This is a genomic window from Halochromatium roseum, assembly GCF_016653315.1.
Classification (GTDB): Bacteria; Pseudomonadota; Gammaproteobacteria; order Chromatiales; family Chromatiaceae; genus Lamprobacter; species Lamprobacter roseus.
Genome location: NZ_NHSH01000042.1, coordinates 19,392 through 42,215, shown reverse-complemented (window position 1 = coordinate 42,215; position 22,824 = coordinate 19,392). Strand labels below are relative to the sequence as shown.

The following is a 22,824-nucleotide window of genomic DNA, read 5'->3' as shown; positions in this document are numbered from 1 at the left end:
ATCAGCTCAGATCATCAGTCTGAGCGTCCGTTTGCGTCGACCGCATCAGCGACAACCCGCTGTGCGACCGAGGCCCCACGGTAGAAGGTCGTCGCAAACGTGCCAACCAGGCGGTTGGCATCGACAACCCGCCATTTGATTGCCCCACGACCGGCACGATCGCCATTGCGCTCAAACACCCAGGCAATGATCTGACCACGCTCACGCACACCATCGACAACCTGCAGCGTGGTCTGCTCCCTCGCTCCGGGGCGGTCACCATTCACCAGCAAGGTGACACCTTCGCCGTACAGCCGCCCGCGCTGCTCGCGCAGACTGAGCCGATAGTGAAAGCTCCAGGTCTTGTAGGGTCCCCACTGGACCAGATGATGGATATCCCAGTTGCCGTCTAAGGCGATGTAAGGGGTAGTATCGAGGCGACTCTGAACCACGGCGACCGAAGCGAGCAGCAGCACCACGCCCGCCAGGGATAACAGAAAGGCACTCAGCGGACGTATCTTCATCGCTGACTCTCCAGGCTTGGCATAATCGGGCCAGCATGAATGCCTTTGCCGTCAGACTGTGAGGTGATTTCTTGCATTCTGGCCCTTAGGTTCTTTACCCTGCCAACTCGTTCGCTGCTTCACGCCAGCATCCCTGCGTCAACGGTCGCGAGGTCGCAGACCCTGACGCGAAAGACAGGCCTCAAAGCCGGCCGTCAACGATACGAGTGATCTATGTCTCAAGAACAGCCCATCCGTCAAACGCTGCCGACTGGGGTGATGCTCAATGCCTATCCAGACAGCATCGGTGGAAAACTTGCCGACATCGTCGCCGTACTGAAACGACCGGAGTTCAAAGACAGCTTCTCTTTGTTCTACATCCTACCAACCTTCTTCAATAGCGACCTCGATCGCGGATTCTCGATCATCGACTACGGCCTCAACGAAGAATTGGTCGCCCCCGAGGATCTCGCAGAACTGAACGCGCTCAATATCCAATTCAAGCTGGATCTGGTGCTGAATCACCTCTCGGTGCAGTCGCACCAGTTCCAGGACCTGATTGAGCACGGCAACGACTCCCCGTACAAGGACTTCTTCGTCGACTGGAACGAATTCTGGCACGAGCACGGCACCGAGGCGCCGGATGGGACCATCATCCCGACCGAAGAATACCTACAGAAACTGTTCATGCGTAAGCCCGGGCTGCCGATCCTCAAGGTACGCTTTCCGGACGGCTCAGATCGCTTGTACTGGAACACGTTCTATCAGGATGTCAGCTACAAAGAACTCGAGCCCGAAGACCTCGCCGAGGTTGAGGGCCTCTCCAAGGACGAGGCCCCGGCGGTCGCTTCCCTGGTCAACCAAGCCATCGCCGCGAAAACCGATCCAGCGGCGATCGACCTCGACGGCTATACGGAGCACAAGGACGCCATCCTGGGCGTGATCGAGCGCAAGCGCCAGTACCTCGGGCAGATGGATCTCAACGCACGCTCCGAGAAGGTCTGGAGCTTTTACGAAGAAACCTTACGCAGGCTGCGTGACTATGGCGCCAAGATCATCCGCCTCGATGCCTTCGCCTATCTGCATAAGGTTCCGGGCGAGCCCAACTTCTTCAACCGCCCCGGCACCTGGGATTACCTCGAACGACTGAAGCGCATCGCCGAGGCCAACGATCTGATCGTCTTCCCCGAGATCCACGCCGAGTACGGGACCGGACTGCACGAGGAGGTCGCCAGCAAGGGCTTCCCGATCTATGACTTCTTCTTCCCTGGCCTGGTCATCGACGCGCTCGAGCGCGGCAGCAATCAGGCCCTGCTGCGCTGGATCGACGAGATTCGCACCAAGGGTCTGCAGACCATCAACATGCTCGGCTGCCACGACGGCATCCCGCTGCTGGATCTGCGTGGCAAGGCCGAGGCCGGCAGTTTCCGTGAAGGTCTGCTCGACGAAGAGCAGATCGAGGCCACCATGGCCCGCGTCACCGAGCGCGGCGGACGGGTCAAGAACCTCTATGGCCCGGATGGGCGCAAGATCGCCTATTACCAGATCAACGCCACCTTCTTCAGTGCCCTTGGCGAGGACGAGCAGAAACTGCTGATGGCGCGCGCCATCCAGCTCTTCATGCCGGGCATCCCTCAGGTCTGGTACCTGGATCTGTTCGCTGGCAAGAACGACTACGAGGCCGCCGATCGCGGCGGCGCTGCCGGCCACAAGGAGATCAATCGCACCAACCTCTCGCTCGAGGATGTCGAGGCTGGGCTCAAGCGCCTGGTCGTGCGCGACCAGCTCAAGCTGATTCAGCTGCGCAATACCTGCCCAGCCTTTCAGGGCAGCTTTGAGGTGCATCCGACCGACGAGCACCACCTGCGCATCAGTTGGCGCAATGGCGACAGCCTCGCAACCCTCGACGCCGACCTACGCAATAGCAGCTTCAACATCAGTGCGAGCGACGGTACAGGCGAGGAGAAAAGGCTCTCTTACGATCGCTGAGGCATGCCGCCGACGTTGGCGGAGTGGAATTTCTAGACTCGCCCTAGCTGATTGGTGCGGGCAAAACGGATTGACTTGACCGACAGCATGCCAGCTAAGCCTGGGGAGACAGCACGACTGATTGCTATTGCTATACTTCCGTGCCCGGGCATTGAGTGCCAAACCCTAACCGTCAGGGCATTGACCTACTTTTGCTATGAAGATGCTGGTTGTCGATGATTCGCGCATGGCTCGGCGCATCCTCATTGGGATGCTGCCTGAGCCTCTGCGCGACAGCGCCGAGATCCACCAGGGCGTCAACGGCGAAGAGGCCGTCGCACTCTGGCACGAGCAACGCCCTGATCTGATCTTCCTCGATCTCACCATGCCAGTGATGGACGGATTTGATGCCCTGGTGGCGATCCGAGGGCAAGATCCGGACACCCCCATCCTGATCGTCTCGGCGGATATCCAGGCTGGCGCCGTGGCCAAGGTCATGGCCAGCGGGGCCAATGGCTTCATCGACAAATCAAAGCTCGCGGCTGAGCTGCATGACAACCTAAAGCGTTTAGGGTTTCTCTGATGCAGCAGCTGAACGAGGATCAGATCGATTGTCTGGGCGAGCTCATCAACGTCGCCTATGGCAAGGCCACTGCTCGGGTTGCCGACATCATGGGCGCCTTCGCCACCATGCGCCCGCCGCAGATCGCGGTGATCGATCGCGAGCGCTTCCGCGAGCTCCTGCAGCAGGCCTGCGCATCCGCAACCAGCTGCTATCTAGCGCGACAGATCTTCATGGGCGATGTCAGTGGCGAGGTGGTCTTCCTGCTCGATGAAGCCTCTGCCACCAACATCACCGCCTATCTGCAGGCGCAGCTGGGCTCGGACGACAACGATGACGATGATGTGCTTCTTGAGTTGGGCAATATCGTCACGGCCGCAATGATGAATGAACTCTGTGCGCAAATGGAGGCCCGCGTCACACTCGGCGAGCCCGAGCTGCATCGGATCAGCGTCCTCCCAGAGAGCAGCCAGAGTTCTGCGCCGGCAGCCTTCGATCATGTGATCAAGGTCGAGACCGTGATCGAGTTCGCCGAGCAGCAAATCCACGGCCGCATCTTCATCTTGACCCACGGACAATGCTTCGAGTGGATTCGGCGGACCCTCGATCGGATGCTAGACGACCTGCCGAGTTGATGACCTCGCTCGCCGATCATCTGTCGACTGGGCTTGTGATCGTCGACCCAGAGCTGACTGTGCAGGCTTGGAATCGTTGGATGACCGAGCATGCCAAGCTCGCGCCCGAGGAGGCGATTGGCCGCTCGCTAGAATCACTGTTCCCAGACCTACCGGTGGCAACACTGCGACGGCGGGTGAAGGCCGCCCTGCAATTGCGCTCGCCATCTTATGTGCACCCGCGCCGAGGCTATCTGTTTCCGGTCCCACTCGACCGGGTCACAGAATCCAATTTCGTTCACATGCAGCAGCGTATTCGAATCCTGCCCTATCAGGATGACGCGTGTAGGGCGATCATCGTCGTTGACGATGTCACCGCGACGCGCGAGGCCGAGGCCCGCGCCGCCACCGCGGCAAGGGCGTCAGAACGCTATCTGGAGTTGCTTGACAGCAACGTGATGACGCTGGCCGTCAATGCCGACGATGGTCGCATCATGCGCGCCAGCTCCGCGCTCCTCGAAAGCACCGGCTGGAGCGCCACGGCCATCGCTGGCCAATCGTTGCAAGCGCTCGGTCTCGGGCCACTCGACGCGCTCACTGAATCCGCCGATGGCGTGCTCCCAGAACGGCCGCTGCGCCGGGCTGATGGCAAAGCACTTTGGGTCCGCGTGCGCCAAGCCCGGGGGTTGATCGAGGATGAGGTTGGCGCCGAACGCCATCTGGTGATCCAAGACATTAGCTTGCAGAAAAAGATCCAGACGCTATCAGAGCGCGACACCCTGACAGGCGCATACAATCGGATGAAGTTCGATCAGCTCCTCCAGGCGGCCATCTCCGCTCACGCGCGTTATGGCCAGCGCTTTTCCATCGCGCTCTGCGATATCGACCACTTCAAACGCGTCAACGATGAGCATGGCCATCTCGCCGGTGACGCAGTGTTGAGGCAGTTCGCTGCGCTGCTGCAAGCGCAGACACGCGCCAGCGATGCGCTGGCCCGCTGGGGCGGCGAAGAGTTCGTCCTCCTACTCCCGATGACCGGTGCGCAAGCAGCAACCACGGCTGCAGAAAAGCTACGACGAGCCATTGCTAGCGATCACTGGCCAGTCGTCGATCAGCTCAGCGCCAGCTTTGGCGTGGCTGCCCATTCGCCGGGCGAGTCGGCCGATGCCTTGCTCGATCGCGCCGATCACGCCCTCTACCAGGCCAAGGAGACAGGACGCAATCGTGTCTGCACTGCTGAAGAACCTGATGCCAGCCCCGATCGACCCCGAGATGGCGAGCACGACTGAGTAACCGCACCAGCCAACAGGTGGAGCAGCGATCAGTCATCAGTCATCGTCACGACAGACCGTCAGCCGCGCCAGCTCACCCCAGGCGTCGATCTCAGCCTCGAACTCGATCGGCCGGCAACAGACCGGACAATCCTCGATATAGCGGTGACTGAACGAGCCATCGACCTCAGTGGCAATGGTTTCGCCGCAATACGGACAGTGCACCTCAGTATGTTCAAGCATTAACGGACCTCTAGGACAATGACATGCTGATCCGGCCGTCCCTGCTGAACGAGCGCCCGCCATTTGACGGGCCTCGGTCGATCTGTCGAAATGGGCGAAGATAGCGCTGCGGCGCTCAACTGGACTGAAACGGAGACACCGCGATGCGAGTCCTTGCGACCGATCTTGACCGAACCCTACTTCCAAATGGCAGCTGGCCCGCTGATCCTAACGCGATCGAGCTGTTCAACGACCTGACCGAACGCCAAGGGATCTTTGTCGTCTATGTCACCGGGCGAAACCTGCGCCTCGCCGAGAATGCGATCCACGAGTTCGGTATTCGTCACCCGAATGTACTCATTGGCGATGTTGGCACCTCGATCCGCCGTTTCGAGGGCGGTCAGTGGCAGATCGATCAGGCCTGGGTCGAGCACGTACAAAGGGTCTGTCCACGCTGGGACGCCGCTGCCGTGCGCGAGGCCGTGGCCGACATCGACGGCATGCGCGAACAGGAGGCCGAACATCTAAGCGCGTTCAAGCAGAGCTATTACGTCGATCACGCGAACCAGGATGCAGTGATGGCACAGGTGATCGAGCGCACCCAGGACCGCTTTGACGAGGTCGCGATCTACAGCTTCGACTCACAGAGCGGCGATGGTCTCCTCGACTTTCTGCCGAAAGCAGCCACCAAGCAGACCGCGCTCGAGTTCCTCGCCGAGGAGCTGGGCGTGCCTAAGCAAGAAGTGGTGTTCTGCGGCGATAGCGGCAATGACATCTTTCCCCTCACCGCCGGCTTCTCGGGCGTGCTGGTGCGCAACGCCGATGAGCAGCTCGTTGAGAAGGTGCGCGAGGCCATGGCTGATAACCCGAGCCTACGCGCCTATTTCGCCAAGGGCGGCTTCAAGGGGCTGAGCGGCTACTACAGCAGCGGTGTGCTTGAGGGTGCACAGCATTATGGGATATTAGCGCAAGATTGAGATGCCAACACACAAGGCGATTGCCGGAAAAGCGCTTACCGAATTGCGCAGTATTTTCGTTTGCCTAAGACCGCTTAAATCGGAGACCAGGCCATGACCGAGAACATAGAGAACTTGGTGCTCGAGCATCTAGGAGGGATTCGCGGCACCCTGGCAGAACACGGCGAGCAAATGGATCGAATCGAGCTGCGACTCTCGACCGTCGAGTAAACCCTGGGCGGTCTGTATGCCCTATCCGCTAGCGACCGCCACGCACTGACACACCTAACTCGGCGCGTCGAGCGCATCGAGCAACGCCTTAGCCTGAGCGACGCTTGAGCGGCAAACCGCAAGGCTAGTCTGGGTCGGGATAACCATCCGGGTTCTGGCGCTGCCAGCGCCAGGCATCGCTGACCATCTGCTCGAGGCCACGCTCGGCCTGCCAGCCGAGCAGCGCACGGGCTTGGGTCGGATCGGCATAGCAGGCAGCGATGTCGCCAGGGCGCCGCCCGACGATCCGATACGGCACCGGCCGGCCGCTTGCGGCCTCGAACGCGCGCACCATCTCGAGCACGCTATAGCCCTGCCCGGTACCAAGATTACAGGTCAGCAACCCAGGTGCATCCCGCAAACGCTCCAGCGCCGACAAATGACCAAGCGCCAGATCCACCACATGGATATAGTCGCGCACCCCGGTCCCGTCTGGGGTTGGATAGTCATCACCAAACACCTGCAGTGCCTCGCGTTTGCCGGCCGCCACCTGGGCAACGAACGGCATTAGATTGTTCGGAATCCCATTCGGATCTTCACCGATGCTGCCACTCGCGTGCGCCCCGACTGGGTTGAAGTAGCGCAATAACGCGATGTCCCAACTCGGATCGGCGCGGTGCAGATCGCGCAGGATCTCCTCGATAAAGAGCTTGGTCCGGCCATAGGGGTTGGTTGCAGAGAGCGGAAAATCCTCGCGGATCGGCACCGTTGCCGGGTCACCATAGACCGTTGCCGAGGAACTGAACACCAACCGCTTAACACCAACCTTGCGCATCGCACGGCAGAGCGCAAAGGTACCGCCAAGGTTGTTGTCGTAGTATTCGAGCGGGATCTCGCTTGACTCACCGACCGCCTTGAGGCCAGCAAAATGGATCACGGCATCAAACGCATGCGCCGAGAACAACGCCTCCAGTGCAGCCTCATCGCGCAGGTCAGCCTGTACGAAGTCGAGAGGCCGACCGCTGATCACGCGCACCCGCTGCAGCGACTCGGCCTTGCTGTTGCAGAGATTGTCGACCACGACCAATTCGTGCCCAGCAGCCAGTAGCTCAACGCAGGTATGACTGCCGATATAGCCCGCCCCGCCGGTGACTAAGACCTTCATCGTTGCACCTCTCGCTGCAATGCCGCCGATCAACTCGCCGACCGATAGTGTATGGATGGATGGATGGATGGCTTGCCCGCAGTATATCGCCATGCACGCTGATTGCCGGGCATCCGCGTCTGTTAACGCGCCAGGTTCTGCACGCCTTCAGCTGTCGGTTACCGTGAAACGAACGCGTCATCGTCCAGAGTGGCAAGCCCCCTGCAACCGCAGCCGCGCCCTGAGCTGCCGCATCAGCTCGGCGTCAATCACCTCCTCAGTCAGCACCAGTTGCGGATAACGCAGCCAACCAACCCGAAAGTGCAAGATCAGCAAGCGCACCGAGATCAGCGTGCTCGGCAGCAGCACCGCCTCTCGCTGGCGGCCGTTCTGAAAGCGGAGCTGCCAGCCCTGTTCCGACCAAATCGCCTCCCGCAGCGACCAGGGTGCCAGCGCCAAGACCTGCGCCCAAAGCCCATAGCCAAGGCTGAGCGCGACGAGCAGCATCAACAGCATACGCGGCCCCAGCTCGAGCGGGATCAGCAGCAGAACCCAGGCTGCAAGCAGATGCATCACCACCAGCAGCACTCCCAGCCAGATCGAGCGACGCGGCTGCAGCCGCAGTGCCGACCGACGCCGATGATCGCTCACCGATACAACCCGCTAAGCCCCAGCGCTGCACCCGCTCCAGCGACTCGGAAACAGGCTCTCCAGATCGCCAGATCGATGCAACACGGCAACCCCGAGCGTGAAGCCGCGATAACGCACCAGGACTTGGCCTGGACGGCAGTCGACTCTCTGCCCAGGGCTTGGACGCCACAGCTCGCGGCGCAGATAGCGATCGCGCTGCTCGCTACTCAGCTCGAGCGTCTGACGACTCGCGGCCGCGCCGAGCAGCAACGCCGCGCCCGTGGTGAGCTTCGGCGGGCGAATATTGGTTCGATAGGCAAACAGACCACTCCCCTGCAACGACGGCACCGCTGGTGGCAGGTGATCCGCAGCCATCAAATGCAGCCCGCGGCGCGTTTGGCGATGAAAGCAGCGTCCGGCTAGCGCTGATGTCGACAGCCCATAATGCTCGTCGAGCCCCTGCAGCCAACCGTCATCATCGGGCTCGAGCTGCAACCGGGCCGGATTGGGCGCATCCAAGCTCGGCGCCTGAGCGGCTTTCTGCAGGACCGCAACAAAGAAGCCTCCAGTATCGTTTGCATGCGGCCAGATGCGTAGACAGCGCGTCAGGCTCGGATCAAGCTGGCGGCCTTGCCACTGCGTCACCCCCGCAGCAGCCACCAAGCCGGGTAGCTCGCACGACAGCAGTTCCAGGTTGCCGTTCTGCTCATCGAGAATCTCCGCCACAACCAGCTCATTCTCCTCTGGCGCAAAGGTGCAGGTCGAATAGACGATGCGCCCGCCGGGCCGGCACAGCTGCACCGCCTTGCGCAACAGCGCACGCTGGCGGCCCGCCATTCGCTGCGAGCGCTCGGGACCGATGCCAGCCTGCGCGCGAACACGCTCGCCGCCGCCCTGGCCGCTCCCCTGGCTGCTGCGCTGCACTAAGCTCGGGTTACGTCTGAGCGTGCCCTCGCTGGAGCAGGGAGCATCGACCAGGATGCGGTCGAAGGCACCGGCCGCCGCCGGATAATTGCCGCCATCGCAGCGCGTTGTGCTGCAGTTCAGCACCCCAAGCCGATCCAAGTTGCCTTGCAGCGCAGCGATGCGCTCGGCGGCGAAGTCGTTTGCAAGCAAGGTCCCGCGATTGCCGAGTGCGAACGCGAGCTGCGCGGTCTTGCCGCCAGGCGCCGCGCACAGGTCCAGCACGCGCTGACCAGGGCGAATATCGAGCAGCATGACCGGCAGCTGTGAAACGGCCTCCTGCGCATGTGCCAGACCCGCGCAATACCACCAGCGCTGACCGGCCTTAAAGCCTGGCGGTAGCCGCAATGCGATCGGCCGCACAGCAATGCTGGGCGAAGCCGAGCTGGGCATGCCGGCACCTATGGTGCCGCTGACAGCGAATTCGGCGCCTTGCCCGACGGCCACAGGCGCATCGGAGCCGACGGCAGAACAGTCAGGCAACAGATCAGCACCGGGCGCTGCAACGCGTGCCGCAATCGACGACCACCAAGAATTCAACCAATGCACCGGCTCAGCGCTCACGCCTTCCTCAGCGATCAACGCGCGCAATTGCTGCCCTTCGATGCGCAGCGGGTGGGCCCAGATCCAGGTCGGCAGCGGCCGCATCAGCGTGCTGATGAAGGCGTCCCAACCCTCGACCTGCTGATCGAACAGGCAGCGGTAACGGCCGAGTGCGGCCTCGAGATCAGCGCTCGCAGTCGACGGGGGGATCATTCAGAGGGCCTCGAGGTTACCGTGGATCTCACGCGATTCATGCTCCAGGGTAGCACCGCGCCATCAGCGTTAGAAGGCGGGTAGACAAGTGGTCAGCTGCGCCGGCAGAACCTGCGAACAGCAGGTGCAGACAAAATGTGCAGGCAGATCGAATCCCCGCTTGCAGCAACCGCCCGATCCGTCCCATCTTAACGGCATCGGGATGGATCAACCATCCAGCCGCTCAGGAGCCCCTATGTCTCAGCGCTCATCCTCCGCAGCCCCGCCGCTCCGCCAGATGCTCGAGGGACTGATCTCAGTGCCCTCGGTCAGCAGCGTCAACCCGCATCTCGACCAGAGCAACCGGCCGGTGCTCGAGCTCCTGTCGACCTGGCTCGAAGACGCCCGCTTTCGGGTCGAGATCTTGCCGCTTCCCGGCCAGCCCGAGAAGGCGAATCTGATCGCCACCTTGGGCGGAGAGGGGCTGAGCGGCGCGGGTTTGGCTGACTCTGCGCAAGACCACAAACCGCTAAGCGGACTCGTGCTCTCCGGACATGCCGATACGGTGCCCTTCGATGCGCACCTGTGGCGCTACGATCCGCTCCGCCTCACCGAAGCCGACGGACGCTTGTACGGTATCGGCACCGCCGATATGAAATCCTTCCTCGGACTCGCAATCGAAGCCGCCCGCAGCTTCAGACCCGCAGATCTGAAACGACCGCTGATTCTGCTCGCCACCGCTGATGAAGAGTCGGCGATGCACGGCGCACGGGCATTGGTCGAGTCAGGGCGCAGCCTTGGCCGTCACGCAGTGATCGGCGAGCCGACCGGCCTGCGGCCCGTGCGCGCGCACAAGGGGGTGATGGCCGAGGCCATTCGGCTCACCGGCCGCAGTGGCCACGCCAGCGATCCAAGCCTGGGCAACAACGCCCTAGAAGGGATGCACGAGGTCATGACCGCCCTCCTCGCCTGGCGTGATGCGCTGAAACAGACGCATCGCGACCCGGCCTTTGCGATCGACCATCCGACCATGAATGTCGGCCACATCCATGGCGGCGACAACTTCAATCGCATCTGCGGTCACTGCGAGTTGCACATCGATATCCGCCCACTGCCGCATCAGGACCCTGAGCAATTGCGTGCCGAGCTCCGCGAACGCATCGCGCCGATCGCCGAACGGCGTGAACTCGCGTTCGAGGTCGCCCCGCTGTTTCCAAGCATCCCGCCGGCGGAGACTGTCGCCGGGGCCGCGATCGTCCAGGCCGCCGAGGCGCTCACCGGCCATCGCGCGGAGAGCGTCAGCTTCGGCACCGAAGCGCCGTTCCTGAATGCGCTGGGGATGGAGACCATCGTCTTTGGTCCAGGCGATATCGAGCAGGCGCATCAGCCCAACGAGTATCTTGCGCTAGAGCGCATTCCGCCGATGCTCGGCTATCTGCGCCAACTGATTCAGCGCTTCTGTGTCGACGACTGATGCGCCCTGTGATGCCAACTGGGCAACGAGCTGAGTGGGTGCTACCTCATGACGGACGCAAACCGTCACGCGGCACAAGGCGCAGCCGTGATGACCTCGGCAGACCGCGGCGATACCTGCCGGCGCTGCCGAAGCCGCGCCCAGATATGCTCGTGGATGGCGTAGCCGACCGTATTGACCAAGGGCTCAATCAGGGCCACCGCACCACCGACGACGATGTCGCCAGTCAGGGCGTAGGCGACAGCAAAGGCGACACTAAAATGCATCACAGCGAAGGTCAGGGTCTTGATCATGGTGGAACCTCTAGCGTTTGCCGACTTGGTGCGTTAATGATAATCGCTCTCATAAAAATATCCAGACGATCATTCTGATGGACTCGATCGTCAGGGCCGATCGTATTGGCTGGCCCCAACGCCAGCTGATCCTGCTCGATGGCGAGCGTGAGCACGGCCTACAAACCGCTGCTGAGCTCATCGCCAAGCGCCAGCCTGAGCGACTGGTCTGGGTCAGTAACGCACCCATGCCGGACAGGATTTCCGAAGTGTTCCCCGTTGGGGCCTCTCGGCCGGCATCCAGGCCGGCATCCAGGCCAGTATCCAGATCCAGGCCAATATCCAAGCCGCTGTCCCAGCCGTTCTCCCGCGCGAGCAGGAGCGCGAGCGCAACCCACAGCTTCATCGCCGAGGCCATCCCGCCCGCCAAGGTCCAACGGCTGCTCGGTGGCGAGTGCGACCTGCTGGTGATGGACCTCTGGACGGGTCTCGATGCCGACGCCATCGGTGCAGCCGTCGGTAGCCTGCGCGGCGGCGGTCAGTTGCTGTTGTTAAGCCCCGAGCTCGCCGATTGGCCAAGCTGGGCAGACCCAGAGGCAGCCCGCATTGCGGTGCATCCCTTCACCGCAGCCGCGGTCGGCAGCCGCTTCATCACACGCCTTGCGCGGCTGTTGCAGGCCTGTACCGCCGCAGAGCGACCGCATCAATTTGGCCGACAGGGCCGAATCGATGCCCAACAACCGGAAGATGACCTCAGCGCGCTGCCCCAGCAGGCACGCCTTGCCGACGCTCGAGACCAGCCAGCAAGCGCCGATCAAGCGGAGGCGATTGCAGCCATCTGCACGCTGGCCGCAGGTCGCGCGCGGCAACCCCTGGTGCTCACCGCTGACCGCGGCCGCGGCAAGTCGGCCGCGCTCGGGATTGCGGCGGGTCGCCTCATCGCGAAGCGCCGCTTACAGATCATCGTCAGCGCCCCAAGGCGCAGCGCGGTCGACACCCTGTTCGAGCACGCGCGCGCCACGCTGCGGGCGGAATCGGCCGCTGAGTTGGAGCCCTTGCTCGGCTTTCAGGCGCCCGATGCATTGCTCGCGACCACCCCAACCGCTGATCTGCTGCTGATCGACGAGGCCGCGGGGATTCCCGCACCCTTGCTCGAGCAACTGCTGATGCACTATCGGCGGATCTGTTTCGCGACCACGGTACAGGGGTATGAGGGCAGCGGACGCGGCTTCGAGATCCGCTTTCGCGCCCGACTCGATCAGCGCACACCGGGCTGGCGGGCACTGCGACTGCGGACGCCGATCCGTTGGAGCCAAGGCGATTGCGTCGAACAGTTGATGAATCAGCTGTTGCTGCTCGATGCCGAGCCAGCATTGGATGCGCAGGTTACCGACGCCGATCTCAGGGCGGTGCAGTTCGTGCTGCACGACCGCGACGCCTTGGCCGCAAACGAGCCCCTGCTGCGACAGCTGTTCGGACTCCTGCTGCTCGGACATTATCAGACCCGGCCAAACGACCTCCGCCACCTGCTCGATGGCCCGAATCTCTCGGTGGCGAGCCTGTGTGTCGACGGGCTGGTGCTGGCGACCGCGCTGATTGCCCGTGAAGGCTGGCTGGAGCCTGCACTCATCCAGCCGATCTTTGAGGGTCGCCGGCGACCACGCGGACACCTGCTGCCACAAACCCTGTCCGCTCATGCTGGGCTGCGCGAGGCGCCACGGCTGGGCTATGCGCGGATCGTGCGCATCGCCGTGCATCCTGCAACGCGGCGGCGTGGGCTCGGGCGGCGACTGACCGAAGCCGTCGCCGGGCGGGCGCGCCAGGATGGGCTCGATGTCTTCGGCGCGAGTTTCGGCGCCAGCGCCGAATTGCTGAGCTTCTGGCGCCACTGCGGCCTCGCGCCGCTGCATCTCGGCACGCGTCACAACGCCGCAAGCGGCGCGCGAGCGGTGGTGGTGCTGAAGCCGCTCAGCCCCGCTGGGGCCGACTTGATCGAGCAGGCGCGTCAGCGCCTCGACCGGGATCTACCGATCCTGCTCACCGGCCCGTTGCAAGACGCCGAGCCGGCACTGATCGCGGCGCTGATTCAGGAAGCAGCTTGCCGACCTCAGCGCATCGATCCGGCTCAGGAGATCACCCCTCGTCAGGCCACCAATCCCGCCCGGGAGGTCGGCCCCTGTCAAGCTATCGATCCTGATCAGGAGATCGACGCTCGGCAGATCATCGATCACGATCGGGAGATCGACCCAGCGGATTGGCAGCAGATCGACGCCTTCGCTGACGCGCACCGCGGCCTTGAGGCGGCATTACCGGCGCTCGCGCGACTGGTTCGCGCGCATCTCGCCGTCGCACCTAATGCGCATGGTGAGGCCAACGTCCATCAGGCGTCACCACCGCCGACGATGAAGCATTTGGAACCGGGTCAACTCTCGACATCACAGCGCGACCTGCTCATCCTCAGCATTCTGCAGCGACGCAGTCCGCAGACCAGCATCGCGGCTCTCGGACTCAGCGGCCACGCTGAATGGCTATTGCTGTTGCGTGAGGCGATCGCTGCGCTGCGCTCACTGACGCTCACTGGGTCGCGAAAGAGGGTAATGTAGCGCTCCAGCATGGCCGCGCCGTCAACAGACAGCAGAACGTCGCGCCAGAAGCCCCTTAGTCGGAGATGAAGCCCATGACCCCCGCCACGCTGCAGTTGAAGAAAGACCAGGAACGACGCATCCTGGCCGGACACGACTGGGTCTATAGCAACGAGATCGATACCGGTCAGACCCCGCTGAAGCCGCTCGAGCCAGGCCAGCCGGTCGAGGTGCTCTCCAAGCGCGGTCGCTGGCTCGGCTATGGCTATGCGAATCCGCGCTCGCTGATCGCCGTGCGCCTCACCAGCCGCCAACGCGGGCACCCCTTGACCGCCTCGCTGTTCGTCACGCGCATCCAGCAGGCGCTGGCGCTGCGCGAGCGCCTTTATCCAACCCCGTTCTACCGACTGATCCATAGCGAGGGTGACGCCCTGCCTGGCCTGATCGTCGACCGTTACGGCGACCTCCTCGTCGTGCAGATCACCACAGCAGGCATGGAGCGCGAGCGCGGCAACCTACTCGCAGCGCTTGAACAAGTAGTGCGCCCAGCACACATCCTGTTGCGTAATGACACCGCGGTGCGTGAGCAGGAAGGGTTGGAGCAGGGGACCGAGTGGGTGCTTGGCGAGGATCAGGGCGACATCGAGCTCAGCGAGGGCGGCTTGCGCTTCCAGGTCTCGCCTGCCCAGGGTCAGAAGACCGGTTGGTTCTTCGATCAGGCCGATAACCGTCGCCTGCTGCATCGGCTTGCCCCGCGCGGCCCGGTGCTCGACTGCTGTTGCTATCTCGGCGCTTGGGGCTTGCAGGCTGTCGCTGCCGGCGCCAGTTCGGTCACCTGCATTGATAGCGCTGCGAGTGCGCTGGCGGCAGTGCAGAGCAATGCGGCGCTCAACGGCCTGCAAGAGCGCGTCAGCACGCTCCACGGAGACGCCTTTGATGGACTGCGGTCGCTGCGCGACGACCAGACCCAATTCGCGATGGTGATTGTGGACCCGCCGGCCTTCATCAAGCGCCGCCGCGACGAAGCGGAGGGACAGCGCGCCTATCAGCGGCTTAATCGACTCGGCCTCGAGGTGCTCGAGCCTGGCGGGCTCTTACTGACCTCGTCTTGCTCCTTCCACATGGGCCGTGAGGCCTTCTTGCAGACCGTCCAACAGGCAGCGCGTCGGTCAGGACGCCGGCTGCAGCTGATCTTCAGCGGCAGCCAGGGGCCGGATCATCCGATTCATCCAGCGATTCCAGAGACCGCCTATCTGAAGACGCTGGTGCTGCGGGCCTTGGACTAAGGCGATTTCTGTCAAAGCGCATGGCGCCGCGCCAGCCTGGCAGATGAATCGAGCGAGATTCAGGTTAGGAACCGCCCATCAGACGCTTCCCGATTTGAAACCCGCTGTAGACTGACCATCGGGCCGTTGGGGCTAGGAAGCTTGCTCTTCCTTCCACAGTCAGCGCGATGGCCTGAACGCCCTAGGACCACCGCATCTCGAAGATACAGGCGTCGGCACCCATGGCCTGACATTGGGTCTCTGTGACCTGGGTACGGCGATTCACCAGGGTTGTGAACAAGCGCTCAAAGGCGCCACGGTAGAAATCGCAGACCGGGGCATCGGCCTGGCTACCGCGACACAGCGGACAGTCTTCGATGCGGACCCGCACCGGTCGACCGATGGTGTAACTGAAATGCCCACTACCGGAGAAGGTCCAGGCGTGTTTGCCGACCGCCTTCAGCAACATGCCGCTAGCCGGCCCCGACGGCAACAACTTGAGGATGCGCTGGGCCGGCTTGGGAATGCGGTGGGCAAGCAGGTAGTCGCCGGTGCGCAGGCCGGCGTCATGGGCGATAAAGGCGGCGGCTTCAACATCCAGCTTGGCCCGCAGCGCACGTTGCAGCGCAGTGACGTCGCGCTCATCGACCATCGTCTCGGGTGGGTCGACAAGATAATGCCCGAGGCCAGCCGCGGCGAAGACATCATCGGCCGAACCTCGCGCCGCATTCAGCGCCTCGGCGATCCGGGTGATGGCGTTCGGGCCGATACGGACGATGCCGCTGCTGTCGTCGAGAGGACTCACGTCGAGAGGACCTATAGCGAGCGCGAGAAATGCCAGCGAGACCGATCCCACTCAAAGTAGGCACCGTGCTCACTGCAGAGTGTGCGCAAGAAGTAACGCCCTGAGGCTGTGATCCGCAACCGATCCGGCTCGACATGAACCAGACCATCCGCAGCGTAGCTAGACAGCCGCGAGTATTCATCGTCGAGACAGCCAGCAGCGATCTCGGCCGGTAGTTCGAGATTGCAGATCATGTGTTCGATCGCATCGCGGCGGCGCCGATCACGGTCGCTGACTCGATGGCCGTGTGTGACCGGCAGCTCGCCGTTTTCCACCCGCGCTATCCAGGTGTTGATATCCACCTCATTTTGCACACAAAATTCGCCGACGTCACCGACCGCCCCACTGCCGAATCCCAACGTGTGGTCGGTTTCGATGCTGGTATAGCCGATACAGTTACGGCGCAGTCGACCTTCTTCCTGTGCGATCGCAAGCTCATCCGTATCCAACGCAAAGGCGTCAAGACCAATCCACGCGTAGCCAGCAGCGGTCAGGGTGCTGACGGCACGATGAAACAGCGCCTGTCGTTCGGTCGCGGAGGGTAAGCGATGCGCATCGATCGCAAACTGATGAGTCCCCTGAGCGGTGGTCCGCGCATAGCCGAAACAGGCGATGCGATCGGGGGCCAGATCGACAATCGCATCTAGAGTGGCTTGAAAACTCGCCTCGCTCTGCTCGGGTAGGCCGTAGATCAGATCAAACGCAATGGCATCGAAACCGGTCTCGCGCGCCATCGCATAAACGTCGCGAATGAGATCAATCGATTGCAGCCGTCCGATGGCACGCTGGACCTGCGGATCGAGATCTTGAACCCCAAAGGTGATCCGCCGGTAGCCCAAGGCATGCAGTAGATCGAGCTGACCGGCGGAGGTTCGGCGTGGATCGCACTCGATGGAGAGGTCGGTATCAGGAATGATGCGAAAGCGACGCTCGATAATCTCGGTTAACCGCGTGAGCTGAGCGTCATTGAGGTAATTCGGCGTGCCTCCAGCGAGATGTAATTGGAGCACGTCATGGTCGCCGCGCAACTGCTCGGCTGCCAGAGCCATCTCCTGATCGATTGCGTCGAGATAACGATCGATCCAGGCGGTATCATGCGTCACCGTCGTATTGCAAGCGCAGTACAGGCAACGTCCGGGACAGAACGGGATGTGAACGTAGAGCGAGAGGGTTTCGTCTGGATATTGGGCGATGCTCCTGAGGGCGTTCTCGTACTCTGTGCTGTCAAGACGATCAACCCAGATCGCAGGCGCGTTAGCGCTCTGCGCGTATAGGGGTCCTAGCTCAGCGATGCGGGCAAGCTGTTGCGGTGACACCTCCGTTGGCGCGACGTTGCTCATGGGGGAACCTCAGTGATGCGAGAGCGAAGGAAACCATAGCCACACAGCTCCTTGACCCGATGTTTTATTCTGTCTTCGGATCTGACCTCTGCGGACGCGGTGACACCGGTTGCGTCTCCGTGCTGACAAACTTAGTGAACCCGACCTGTGTGGGCGTTGACGCACATCAACCCACAGGCTAATCCACTGTTTCCTGATCAACCACCTCCAGCACGACCGGAGCGGAAATGCTCGTGCGATCACCCGAGGTGGTCACCCAGCGCCAGAGGGCCGCATCGGCCAAGGGTAGCACCAAAAACCAATGCTCAAGAACCGCCAGCGCCAACAGGGTTGCCGCGAGGATCAACGATACACCAGCAAAGCTTGTCGGCGGCAGCTCCAGCGCCGCCTCAACCAACAATGACATGACCACTGTTGCGACGCTAACCGAGACCGGAAACAGCAGATTCATCGGCCGCTTACGAAGATAACTGGTGATGAAGCGAACATGCTCTGGCAGCCAATCTTCATTCAGATTCGGGACACCCAAGAACAGATTCAACTTCGCACTCCAGCGCATCAGCCACAGGATCACGAAGGTCCAGGTGCCGAGCTGATTAGCCGCATCCCAGGTCAGGGCGATCAACAACGCAGCGATCAACAGGAGCAAAAGTTCATGGTAGATACTGGTCCCGAGCGCCAAGCGAAACCGTTGCCAACCGGCACAATTCGGAGGACAGGCTTGCTTGTGCGGCCCGGTCACCAGACCCATGAAATAGACCATCTCCAGCCAACCCCAAACGAGCACGCCAGCCGTGAAGCCAAGATAGGCCCCCCAGAGGTTATCCTGATCACGTACCAAAGTCATAACCCCGAGCAGCGCGAGCATCAACGCTGTCGCTGCGATCAAGCTGAAACGGTAAGTGCGTTGCGGCAGCCCATTCAGATAGAGGATGACACCGGTGCTGAACCACCAAAGGAATAACGCATAGCCGATCGCTAGGGTATAGGTCGACATTCGGACCCTAGTCTTCAGTCGCCGGGGTCAGTGCAACCACATCGGCAAGCGGCTTGGGCTCGACGCGCAGAAGGGGAGTGAACGAGGCCATGTTGGTTGGACCGAAGGCGCGAAGATCGATCTCGGTACCCACGCTCGGATCACGAAAAACGAGCCGACGATCCTCGAGTAGCGCGAGTTGGTAAGGCGCATCGAGCGGTAGATCACGGGCCTTGCGATCCCGCACCATACCGCGCATGACCCCCATCGCAAAACCATCAGCCCCAGACTCCAATAGACCGAGTACAGCGTCACGATCGGCACCAGTTGGACCCGGCAAGGCTACCATCGTCACCCCACCGCCAAGCTCTTCGAACACCAGTTCCCGGGCCTCGATCACCGGTGCAAACGGCATCTCGACCCCGCCCACCCCCGTCAGGCGGACCATCGCGGCCGCCGCGATAACAAAGGTGATAAGCAGCGCAGCGCCGATCAACACACCGCGCGGAAAGGGGCGGCCCTCAAATGGGTCGCTCATCGCTATAGTCCTCGCCGCAAGATTGAAGTAAAAACGTCATCGCACTCAAGGCGAGACGAGGCGTAGCAGACTGATCATTGACCACCCGCCTTCGCAGCCGAGGGCTCCAGCCTGGGCTCACTCGCAGGCGCGCTGTCCTCACGGTCTGCGTCCACCGTCTGCTCGGTCACGGCCATAGACTCGGCCGCCATCTCGGCAGTGGCCGAGCGCAACGCTTCAGCCAAGATCTCGGCCACCTTCGCCGCGTCGGGGATACTCCGCAACATCGGCTGCGCGTTTGAGAACTGCCAGGGACGCACATTCGGCCACATGATCAAGTAGCTGACATTCTGACCTTTACTCAGCACCAGCGGAATGTCCCCTGAGCCGTCCGCATAGGTTCGTAGACCAGCACTTTCGACGATCTTAAACGGAATATTGACCGCCATCGGCAGGGCAACGCCAAACCGGATGACCACTCGGTAGTCGGTAATGCTATAAACCGTCGACCGGCTATAGAGCATGGCCAGCAGAGTCAGGATACCGGTTGCCAAGAGGCCCAAGGTGGCCAGCCAAAGCGCGGACAGGATCACGGTCGGGGCCGGGGCACCGCTCGCTAGCAGATACACGACCCGGAGCACGATCAGTACGCCAAAATAGAACGCGACTGATCGCACATAGAATGCACGCCTAGCCAAGACGCGCCAATGTGGCGCGCCCTGCCAGCGGAGCGCCTCCCCTGGGGGGAGGTTCTCCGGCAAGCCGTGAACCGGCTCGAAGGCAAACTCACTCACAGAAACGGCTCCGCGCGCTCTGGGGTGGCATACAGGGTTCCACCACCATAGTAGGCGGTGACCATATCTTCTTCACGCATCGTGATTTGGTCGTAGCTCTTCAGGGTCGGCGCGCCGGCGAACTGAGCGCCCGTGATGCTGTTAACGTCAACATAGCCCTTCTTGCCTTTGACCACGCACATGGTGATCGGTAGCAGCACCCGCTTGCCGCCCGCCGCCTCGAGCTCGAGGTAACGGATCTGAGGCTCGGACTGATCGACCCAGAGCTCCTTAACGGTGCCGCCTTGCGCACCATCACAACCAAGCACCGGCATGCCGCGCGGATCAGGATCTTTGTCGACGACCGTGAAGTGCTTGGCAACACGCATCGGCACGATCCTTGCTCGACCATCCTCGGTCAGGTCTGGCTCATCGAGTCGCATCGCATAGGAGCCAGGTCCTACATTGGCCTTCATGGGATCGCCAACTGGCGCTAGTGGAGCGCCCGGGAAAGGAGCGATCGGCGCGGCATTGACCTTGTATTGCGCCTGTTCAGGACCCGGCTTCACGACCTCAAGACCCGTGTGCGGCATCAGGAAGGTTTTAGGCTTCGGCATTGGCGGGAAGCCTTCCATCATCTTCACGCCGCGCAGGCGCTGGGACTCGACCGGGTAGCCTTCACGTTTGTCTTCGCGACGAATCCAGAAGATGAGCGCGAAGAAGAAGAACCAGAACGCATAAAGCGTGAGCTGAGCAACATCGATGTAGTTGGTAATCGCACCAGTAGGCATCGGATAACCTCCGTTGGCAAGGTGACTTAAGGAAGCTCGGTCAATCCGAACTTCGAGGAAGACCGCGCAGCGTGACCGCCCTTCAGGGCAAGCGGTCCGATTGCGATCAGGGTTGCGAAAAGCAGCAAGATCTCCAGGTTGTAAACAAAGGCATAGCCGACAGCCGGCCCCATCAGGTCCGGACCAAGGCCTCCCGTGGAGGCGAGTGACGTCACGAGATCGCGGATCGCGCCGCCGAGGAACATCGCAAGACCATAAGCGGTGGCTTGAACCGCGCCCCAAGCCCCTAGCGCTAGTCCGCTCCCCTCGACATCAGCCAGGTTCATTGCCGCGCTCAGGGTGCCGACCGCGAACAGCCCACCGCCAAAACCGATCAGCAGCGCACCGAAGCGAAACAGCAATGGCGAGCCGAGTGGATCAGCGGCGATGACAGCGATGAAGGCGAATACGCCGATCAGCGCTCCGGCCACCGAGATACGGTAGTAGTCTACGCGGCGCCCGAGCAGGTAAGCCGCCAGCCCAAACGCCGCCAGCGTCCCCAAGGCCCAGACCGCTGTTAGACGCGTGGTCTGCGAAACGGTCAGCCCAAGCACCTGTCCACCATAGGGCTCGAGCAAGATATCTTGCATCTGAAAGCCGGCGGTGCCGAGGCCAAGCGCGACCAGCAAGCGGGTCGCACTGCCGGCTTGGATGAAGTGGGCCCAGGTCTCAGCGAAGCGCGGCGGCTCCTTATGTGCTTGGCGCTCGGCCTCGATCTGTTCGATGCGCTCGCGATTGATCGATTCCTGCTTCCACAGCGCGACCATGTTGAAGACGACCGCCACCAACGCCGCACCCTGCAGCACGCCAATCAAGCGCTGGTTCGACTGGCTGACGCTCATCTCGTCAAAGCCGCTCAGCAAGGCGCCAAAGGCCAACGAAGCGACTAGCATGCTCAAATTCAGCACGACGAACAGCAAGGCGATCACGCGCGGACGCGTCTCCTCGTTGGCCAGGTCCGTTGCCAGAGCCAGCCCGGCGGTCTGTGTCGTGTGCAACCCGGCACCGGCAACCAGGAATGCAAGCCCGGCCGCCAGCCAGGTGACAAAGGTCGGCACGCTGCCGCCTTCGGCCATCAGCAACAACGCAAAGGGCATGATCGCCAGCCCCCCGAATTGCATCAGGGTGCCGAACCAGATGTAAGGCACTCGGCGCCAGCCAAAGGCGGACCGGTGATGATCGGATTTAAAGCCAATCAGGGCACGGAATGGGGCTACCAGCACCGGCAATGCGACCATCAGCCCGATCAACCAGGGCGGAACGCCCTTCTCAACCACCATGACACGATTCAGAGTGCCATAAAGCAACACCATCATCATGCCGACCGAAGCCTGAAACAGCGCCAACCGGAGCAATCGTGCGAGCGGTAACTCCTTCGTCGCCGCATCCGAAAACGGCAGAAGCTTAGGCAGAACCTCTTGGTAAAAGAGACGCTTGAGCTCTTCCGTCGAAGACGACATCGCTAATTGGTCTCCGTGCAGCGGCGCAGCTCGAGCGCCTGCGAGGTATAGAACCCTTTCGCGACCCGCTGGCTGCGGCCAATCTCCCAACCAGCAAACCAAGCCGAGGCTCGAATCCGTCCCTGCATCGTCGCTTCAGGGATCGGGATGATCGCCGGTGAGCGATCGCTGCGCGGAAAGAACTGCCCAACGGCGTGCATCAGCGCCAGTGCCGGCGTGCGCGGCGCATAGGTGAACAGCACCGAGGTGCGCGCGCGCGCGACGAAGCCCGCGACCACATCAAGCGCGTCCTCGAGCTCATAGTGGATCAGGCTATCCATCGCCACGATGTGATCGAAGTCACCCTGTTCGGGCGCCAGCATGTCGCCGACCGCGAACTCGATCCGTCCCGGTAGATCGTTCGGCAGACGCTCGCGCGCATGCTCGATCAGTGTCGGTGAGAGATCCACCGCGTAGACCTCCGCCCCGCGCCTTGCCGCCTCGATCGACAACAGGCCGGTGCCGCAGCCGGCATCGAGCAGGCGCTTGCCGCTGAGATCCGCCGGCAGCCAATCGAGCAGGGTCGCGCGCATCCGATCGCGACCGGCGCGCACGGTGGCGCGGATGCCGCTCACCGGGGCATCCGAGGTGAGTCGCTTCCAGGCCTCCACCGCGGTGCGGTCGAAATAGGACTCGACCTGGTTGCGGCGTTCTTGATACGAAGGGTTGGGCATCGGTATTACTCAGTCGCGGCG

At 62.2% G+C, this 22,824-nt stretch carries 22 protein-coding genes; 8 read left to right on the top strand and 14 right to left on the bottom strand.

All coding sequences use genetic code 11. From position 1 onward, the window contains the following. Positions 1-14 precede the first annotated feature (14 nt). A complete protein-coding gene (locus CCR96_RS05215) occupies positions 15-503 on the bottom strand; it encodes a hypothetical protein (protein ID WP_201218487.1) in 489 nt (162 codons plus the stop codon). Between the two features lie 213 nt (positions 504-716). Between CCR96_RS05215 and CCR96_RS05210 the strand changes: the two genes are divergently transcribed. The 4 genes from CCR96_RS05210 (at position 717) to CCR96_RS05195 (ending at position 4,915) form a co-directional block, all read left to right on the top strand. Further along, entirely contained in the window at positions 717-2,471 is a 1,755-nt protein-coding gene (locus CCR96_RS05210; protein WP_201218482.1) for an alpha-amylase family protein, read from the top strand. 196 nt (positions 2,472-2,667) lie between these two features. Next, positions 2,668-3,033: a response regulator gene (locus tag CCR96_RS05205; RefSeq protein WP_201218478.1), complete on the top strand. Its 366-nt coding sequence runs from the start codon at positions 2,668-2,670 to the stop codon at positions 3,031-3,033. After that, the gene (locus CCR96_RS05200; RefSeq protein ID WP_201218465.1) at positions 3,033-3,647 is read left to right on the top strand and encodes a hypothetical protein; all 615 of its coding nucleotides are present in this window, start codon (positions 3,033-3,035) and stop codon (positions 3,645-3,647) included. The genes CCR96_RS05205 and CCR96_RS05200 overlap by 1 nt, the downstream gene beginning before the upstream one ends. Beyond that, on the top strand, positions 3,647-4,915 hold the full coding sequence (locus CCR96_RS05195) for a sensor domain-containing diguanylate cyclase (protein ID WP_201218461.1): 1,269 nt from the start codon (positions 3,647-3,649) through the stop codon (positions 4,913-4,915). Before CCR96_RS05200 ends, CCR96_RS05195 begins: the two co-directional genes overlap by 1 nt. Positions 4,916-4,954: 39 nt before the next feature. Here the strand turns inward: CCR96_RS05195 and CCR96_RS05190 are convergent, their stop codons facing one another. Further along, on the bottom strand, positions 4,955-5,140 hold the full coding sequence (locus tag CCR96_RS05190) for a CPXCG motif-containing cysteine-rich protein (protein ID WP_201218449.1): 186 nt from the start codon (positions 5,138-5,140) through the stop codon (positions 4,955-4,957). 143 nt (positions 5,141-5,283) lie between these two features. Between CCR96_RS05190 and CCR96_RS05185 the strand changes: the two genes are divergently transcribed. Beyond that, positions 5,284-6,096 (top strand): HAD-IIB family hydrolase, encoded by an 813-nt coding sequence (locus CCR96_RS05185; protein WP_201218444.1) that lies wholly within the window; start codon positions 5,284-5,286, stop codon positions 6,094-6,096. A 334-nt stretch (positions 6,097-6,430) separates the two neighbouring features. On the opposite strand, the gene galE is transcribed toward CCR96_RS05185, so the two are convergent. The 3 genes from galE to CCR96_RS05165 all read right to left on the bottom strand — a co-directional run bounded on the left by galE (position 6,431) and on the right by CCR96_RS05165 (position 9,778). Beyond that, positions 6,431-7,450 carry a UDP-glucose 4-epimerase GalE gene (gene galE / locus CCR96_RS05175; RefSeq protein WP_201218439.1) on the bottom strand — a complete coding sequence of 340 codons (1,020 nt, stop codon included), beginning with the start codon at positions 7,448-7,450 and terminating at the stop codon, positions 6,431-6,433. Positions 7,451-7,627: 177 nt separating this feature from the next. Then, on the bottom strand, positions 7,628-8,080 hold the full coding sequence (locus CCR96_RS05170; protein WP_201218428.1) for a hypothetical protein: 453 nt from the start codon (positions 8,078-8,080) through the stop codon (positions 7,628-7,630). Between the two features lie 12 nt (positions 8,081-8,092). Continuing rightward, the gene (locus tag CCR96_RS05165; RefSeq protein WP_242518538.1) at positions 8,093-9,778 is read right to left on the bottom strand and encodes an RsmB/NOP family class I SAM-dependent RNA methyltransferase; all 1,686 of its coding nucleotides are present in this window, start codon (positions 9,776-9,778) and stop codon (positions 8,093-8,095) included. 235 nt (positions 9,779-10,013) lie between these two features. On the opposite strand from CCR96_RS05165, the gene argE reads away from it, so the two are divergent. Further along, complete coding sequence (gene argE / locus CCR96_RS05160) at positions 10,014-11,231, top strand: acetylornithine deacetylase (RefSeq protein ID WP_201218422.1); 1,218 nt, start codon at positions 10,014-10,016, stop codon at positions 11,229-11,231. A gap of 65 nt (positions 11,232-11,296) precedes the next feature. On the opposite strand, the gene CCR96_RS05155 is transcribed toward argE, so the two are convergent. Continuing rightward, a complete protein-coding gene (locus tag CCR96_RS05155) occupies positions 11,297-11,524 on the bottom strand; it encodes a DUF2061 domain-containing protein (protein ID WP_201218410.1) in 228 nt (75 codons plus the stop codon). Positions 11,525-11,601: 77 nt separating this feature from the next. On the opposite strand from CCR96_RS05155, the gene CCR96_RS05150 reads away from it, so the two are divergent. Further along, on the top strand, positions 11,602-14,106 hold the full coding sequence (locus tag CCR96_RS05150) for a tRNA(Met) cytidine acetyltransferase TmcA (protein WP_201218406.1): 2,505 nt from the start codon (positions 11,602-11,604) through the stop codon (positions 14,104-14,106). A gap of 74 nt (positions 14,107-14,180) precedes the next feature. Next, on the top strand, positions 14,181-15,371 hold the full coding sequence (locus CCR96_RS05145) for a class I SAM-dependent rRNA methyltransferase (protein WP_201218395.1): 1,191 nt from the start codon (positions 14,181-14,183) through the stop codon (positions 15,369-15,371). A 181-nt stretch (positions 15,372-15,552) separates the two neighbouring features. On the opposite strand, the gene bchJ is transcribed toward CCR96_RS05145, so the two are convergent. The 8 genes from bchJ to bchM all read right to left on the bottom strand — a co-directional run bounded on the left by bchJ (position 15,553) and on the right by bchM (position 22,803). Further along, on the bottom strand, positions 15,553-16,155 hold the full coding sequence (gene bchJ, locus CCR96_RS05140; RefSeq protein ID WP_338035815.1) for a bacteriochlorophyll 4-vinyl reductase: 603 nt from the start codon (positions 16,153-16,155) through the stop codon (positions 15,553-15,555). Between the two features lie 11 nt (positions 16,156-16,166). After that, a complete protein-coding gene (gene hemN, locus CCR96_RS05135) occupies positions 16,167-17,534 on the bottom strand; it encodes an oxygen-independent coproporphyrinogen III oxidase (protein WP_201218390.1) in 1,368 nt (455 codons plus the stop codon). 178 nt (positions 17,535-17,712) lie between these two features. Beyond that, positions 17,713-18,531 carry a putative photosynthetic complex assembly protein PuhE gene (puhE, locus tag CCR96_RS05130; protein WP_201218381.1) on the bottom strand — a complete coding sequence of 273 codons (819 nt, stop codon included), beginning with the start codon at positions 18,529-18,531 and terminating at the stop codon, positions 17,713-17,715. A gap of 7 nt (positions 18,532-18,538) precedes the next feature. Continuing rightward, positions 18,539-19,048, bottom strand: coding sequence for a photosynthetic complex assembly protein PuhC (gene puhC / locus CCR96_RS05125; RefSeq protein WP_201218376.1), 510 nt, complete (start codon positions 19,046-19,048; stop codon positions 18,539-18,541). Positions 19,049-19,122: 74 nt separating this feature from the next. Beyond that, the gene (puhB, locus tag CCR96_RS05120; protein ID WP_201218371.1) at positions 19,123-19,821 is read right to left on the bottom strand and encodes a photosynthetic complex putative assembly protein PuhB; all 699 of its coding nucleotides are present in this window, start codon (positions 19,819-19,821) and stop codon (positions 19,123-19,125) included. Then, positions 19,818-20,591, bottom strand: a complete 774-nt coding sequence (gene puhA, locus CCR96_RS05115; protein ID WP_201218367.1) for a photosynthetic reaction center subunit H — start codon at positions 20,589-20,591, stop codon at positions 19,818-19,820. Before puhA ends, puhB begins: the two co-directional genes overlap by 4 nt. A gap of 26 nt (positions 20,592-20,617) precedes the next feature. After that, positions 20,618-22,090, bottom strand: coding sequence for a BCD family MFS transporter (locus tag CCR96_RS05110; RefSeq protein ID WP_201218362.1), 1,473 nt, complete (start codon positions 22,088-22,090; stop codon positions 20,618-20,620). Between the two features lie 2 nt (positions 22,091-22,092). Next, positions 22,093-22,803: a magnesium protoporphyrin IX methyltransferase gene (gene bchM, locus CCR96_RS05105; protein ID WP_201218358.1), complete on the bottom strand. Its 711-nt coding sequence runs from the start codon at positions 22,801-22,803 to the stop codon at positions 22,093-22,095. Positions 22,804-22,824: the final 21 nt, after the last annotated feature.

Bases quoted from the DNA above. Each gene is read 5' to 3' on its own strand.
- CCR96_RS05215 (WP_201218487.1), bottom strand. From the start codon at position 503: ATGAAGATACGTCCGCTGAGTGCCTTTCTGTTATCCCTGGCGGGCGTG.
- CCR96_RS05210 (WP_201218482.1), top strand. From the start codon at position 717: ATGTCTCAAGAACAGCCCATCCGTCAAACGCTGCCGACTGGGGTGATG.
- CCR96_RS05205 (WP_201218478.1), top strand. From the start codon at position 2,668: ATGAAGATGCTGGTTGTCGATGATTCGCGCATGGCTCGGCGCATCCTC.
- CCR96_RS05200 (WP_201218465.1), top strand. From the start codon at position 3,033: ATGCAGCAGCTGAACGAGGATCAGATCGATTGTCTGGGCGAGCTCATC.
- CCR96_RS05195 (WP_201218461.1), top strand. From the start codon at position 3,647: ATGACCTCGCTCGCCGATCATCTGTCGACTGGGCTTGTGATCGTCGAC.
- CCR96_RS05190 (WP_201218449.1), bottom strand. From the start codon at position 5,140: ATGCTTGAACATACTGAGGTGCACTGTCCGTATTGCGGCGAAACCATT.
- CCR96_RS05185 (WP_201218444.1), top strand. From the start codon at position 5,284: ATGCGAGTCCTTGCGACCGATCTTGACCGAACCCTACTTCCAAATGGC.
- galE (WP_201218439.1), bottom strand. From the start codon at position 7,450: ATGAAGGTCTTAGTCACCGGCGGGGCGGGCTATATCGGCAGTCATACC.
- CCR96_RS05165 (WP_242518538.1), bottom strand. From the start codon at position 9,778: ATGATCCCCCCGTCGACTGCGAGCGCTGATCTCGAGGCCGCACTCGGC.
- argE (WP_201218422.1), top strand. From the start codon at position 10,014: ATGTCTCAGCGCTCATCCTCCGCAGCCCCGCCGCTCCGCCAGATGCTC.
- CCR96_RS05155 (WP_201218410.1), bottom strand. From the start codon at position 11,524: ATGATCAAGACCCTGACCTTCGCTGTGATGCATTTTAGTGTCGCCTTT.
- CCR96_RS05150 (WP_201218406.1), top strand. From the start codon at position 11,602: ATGGACTCGATCGTCAGGGCCGATCGTATTGGCTGGCCCCAACGCCAG.
- CCR96_RS05145 (WP_201218395.1), top strand. From the start codon at position 14,181: ATGACCCCCGCCACGCTGCAGTTGAAGAAAGACCAGGAACGACGCATC.
- hemN (WP_201218390.1), bottom strand. From the start codon at position 17,534: ATGAGCAACGTCGCGCCAACGGAGGTGTCACCGCAACAGCTTGCCCGC.
- puhE (WP_201218381.1), bottom strand. From the start codon at position 18,531: ATGTCGACCTATACCCTAGCGATCGGCTATGCGTTATTCCTTTGGTGG.
- puhC (WP_201218376.1), bottom strand. From the start codon at position 19,048: ATGAGCGACCCATTTGAGGGCCGCCCCTTTCCGCGCGGTGTGTTGATC.
- puhA (WP_201218367.1), bottom strand. From the start codon at position 20,591: ATGCCTACTGGTGCGATTACCAACTACATCGATGTTGCTCAGCTCACG.
- CCR96_RS05110 (WP_201218362.1), bottom strand. From the start codon at position 22,090: ATGTCGTCTTCGACGGAAGAGCTCAAGCGTCTCTTTTACCAAGAGGTT.
- bchM (WP_201218358.1), bottom strand. From the start codon at position 22,803: ATGCCCAACCCTTCGTATCAAGAACGCCGCAACCAGGTCGAGTCCTAT.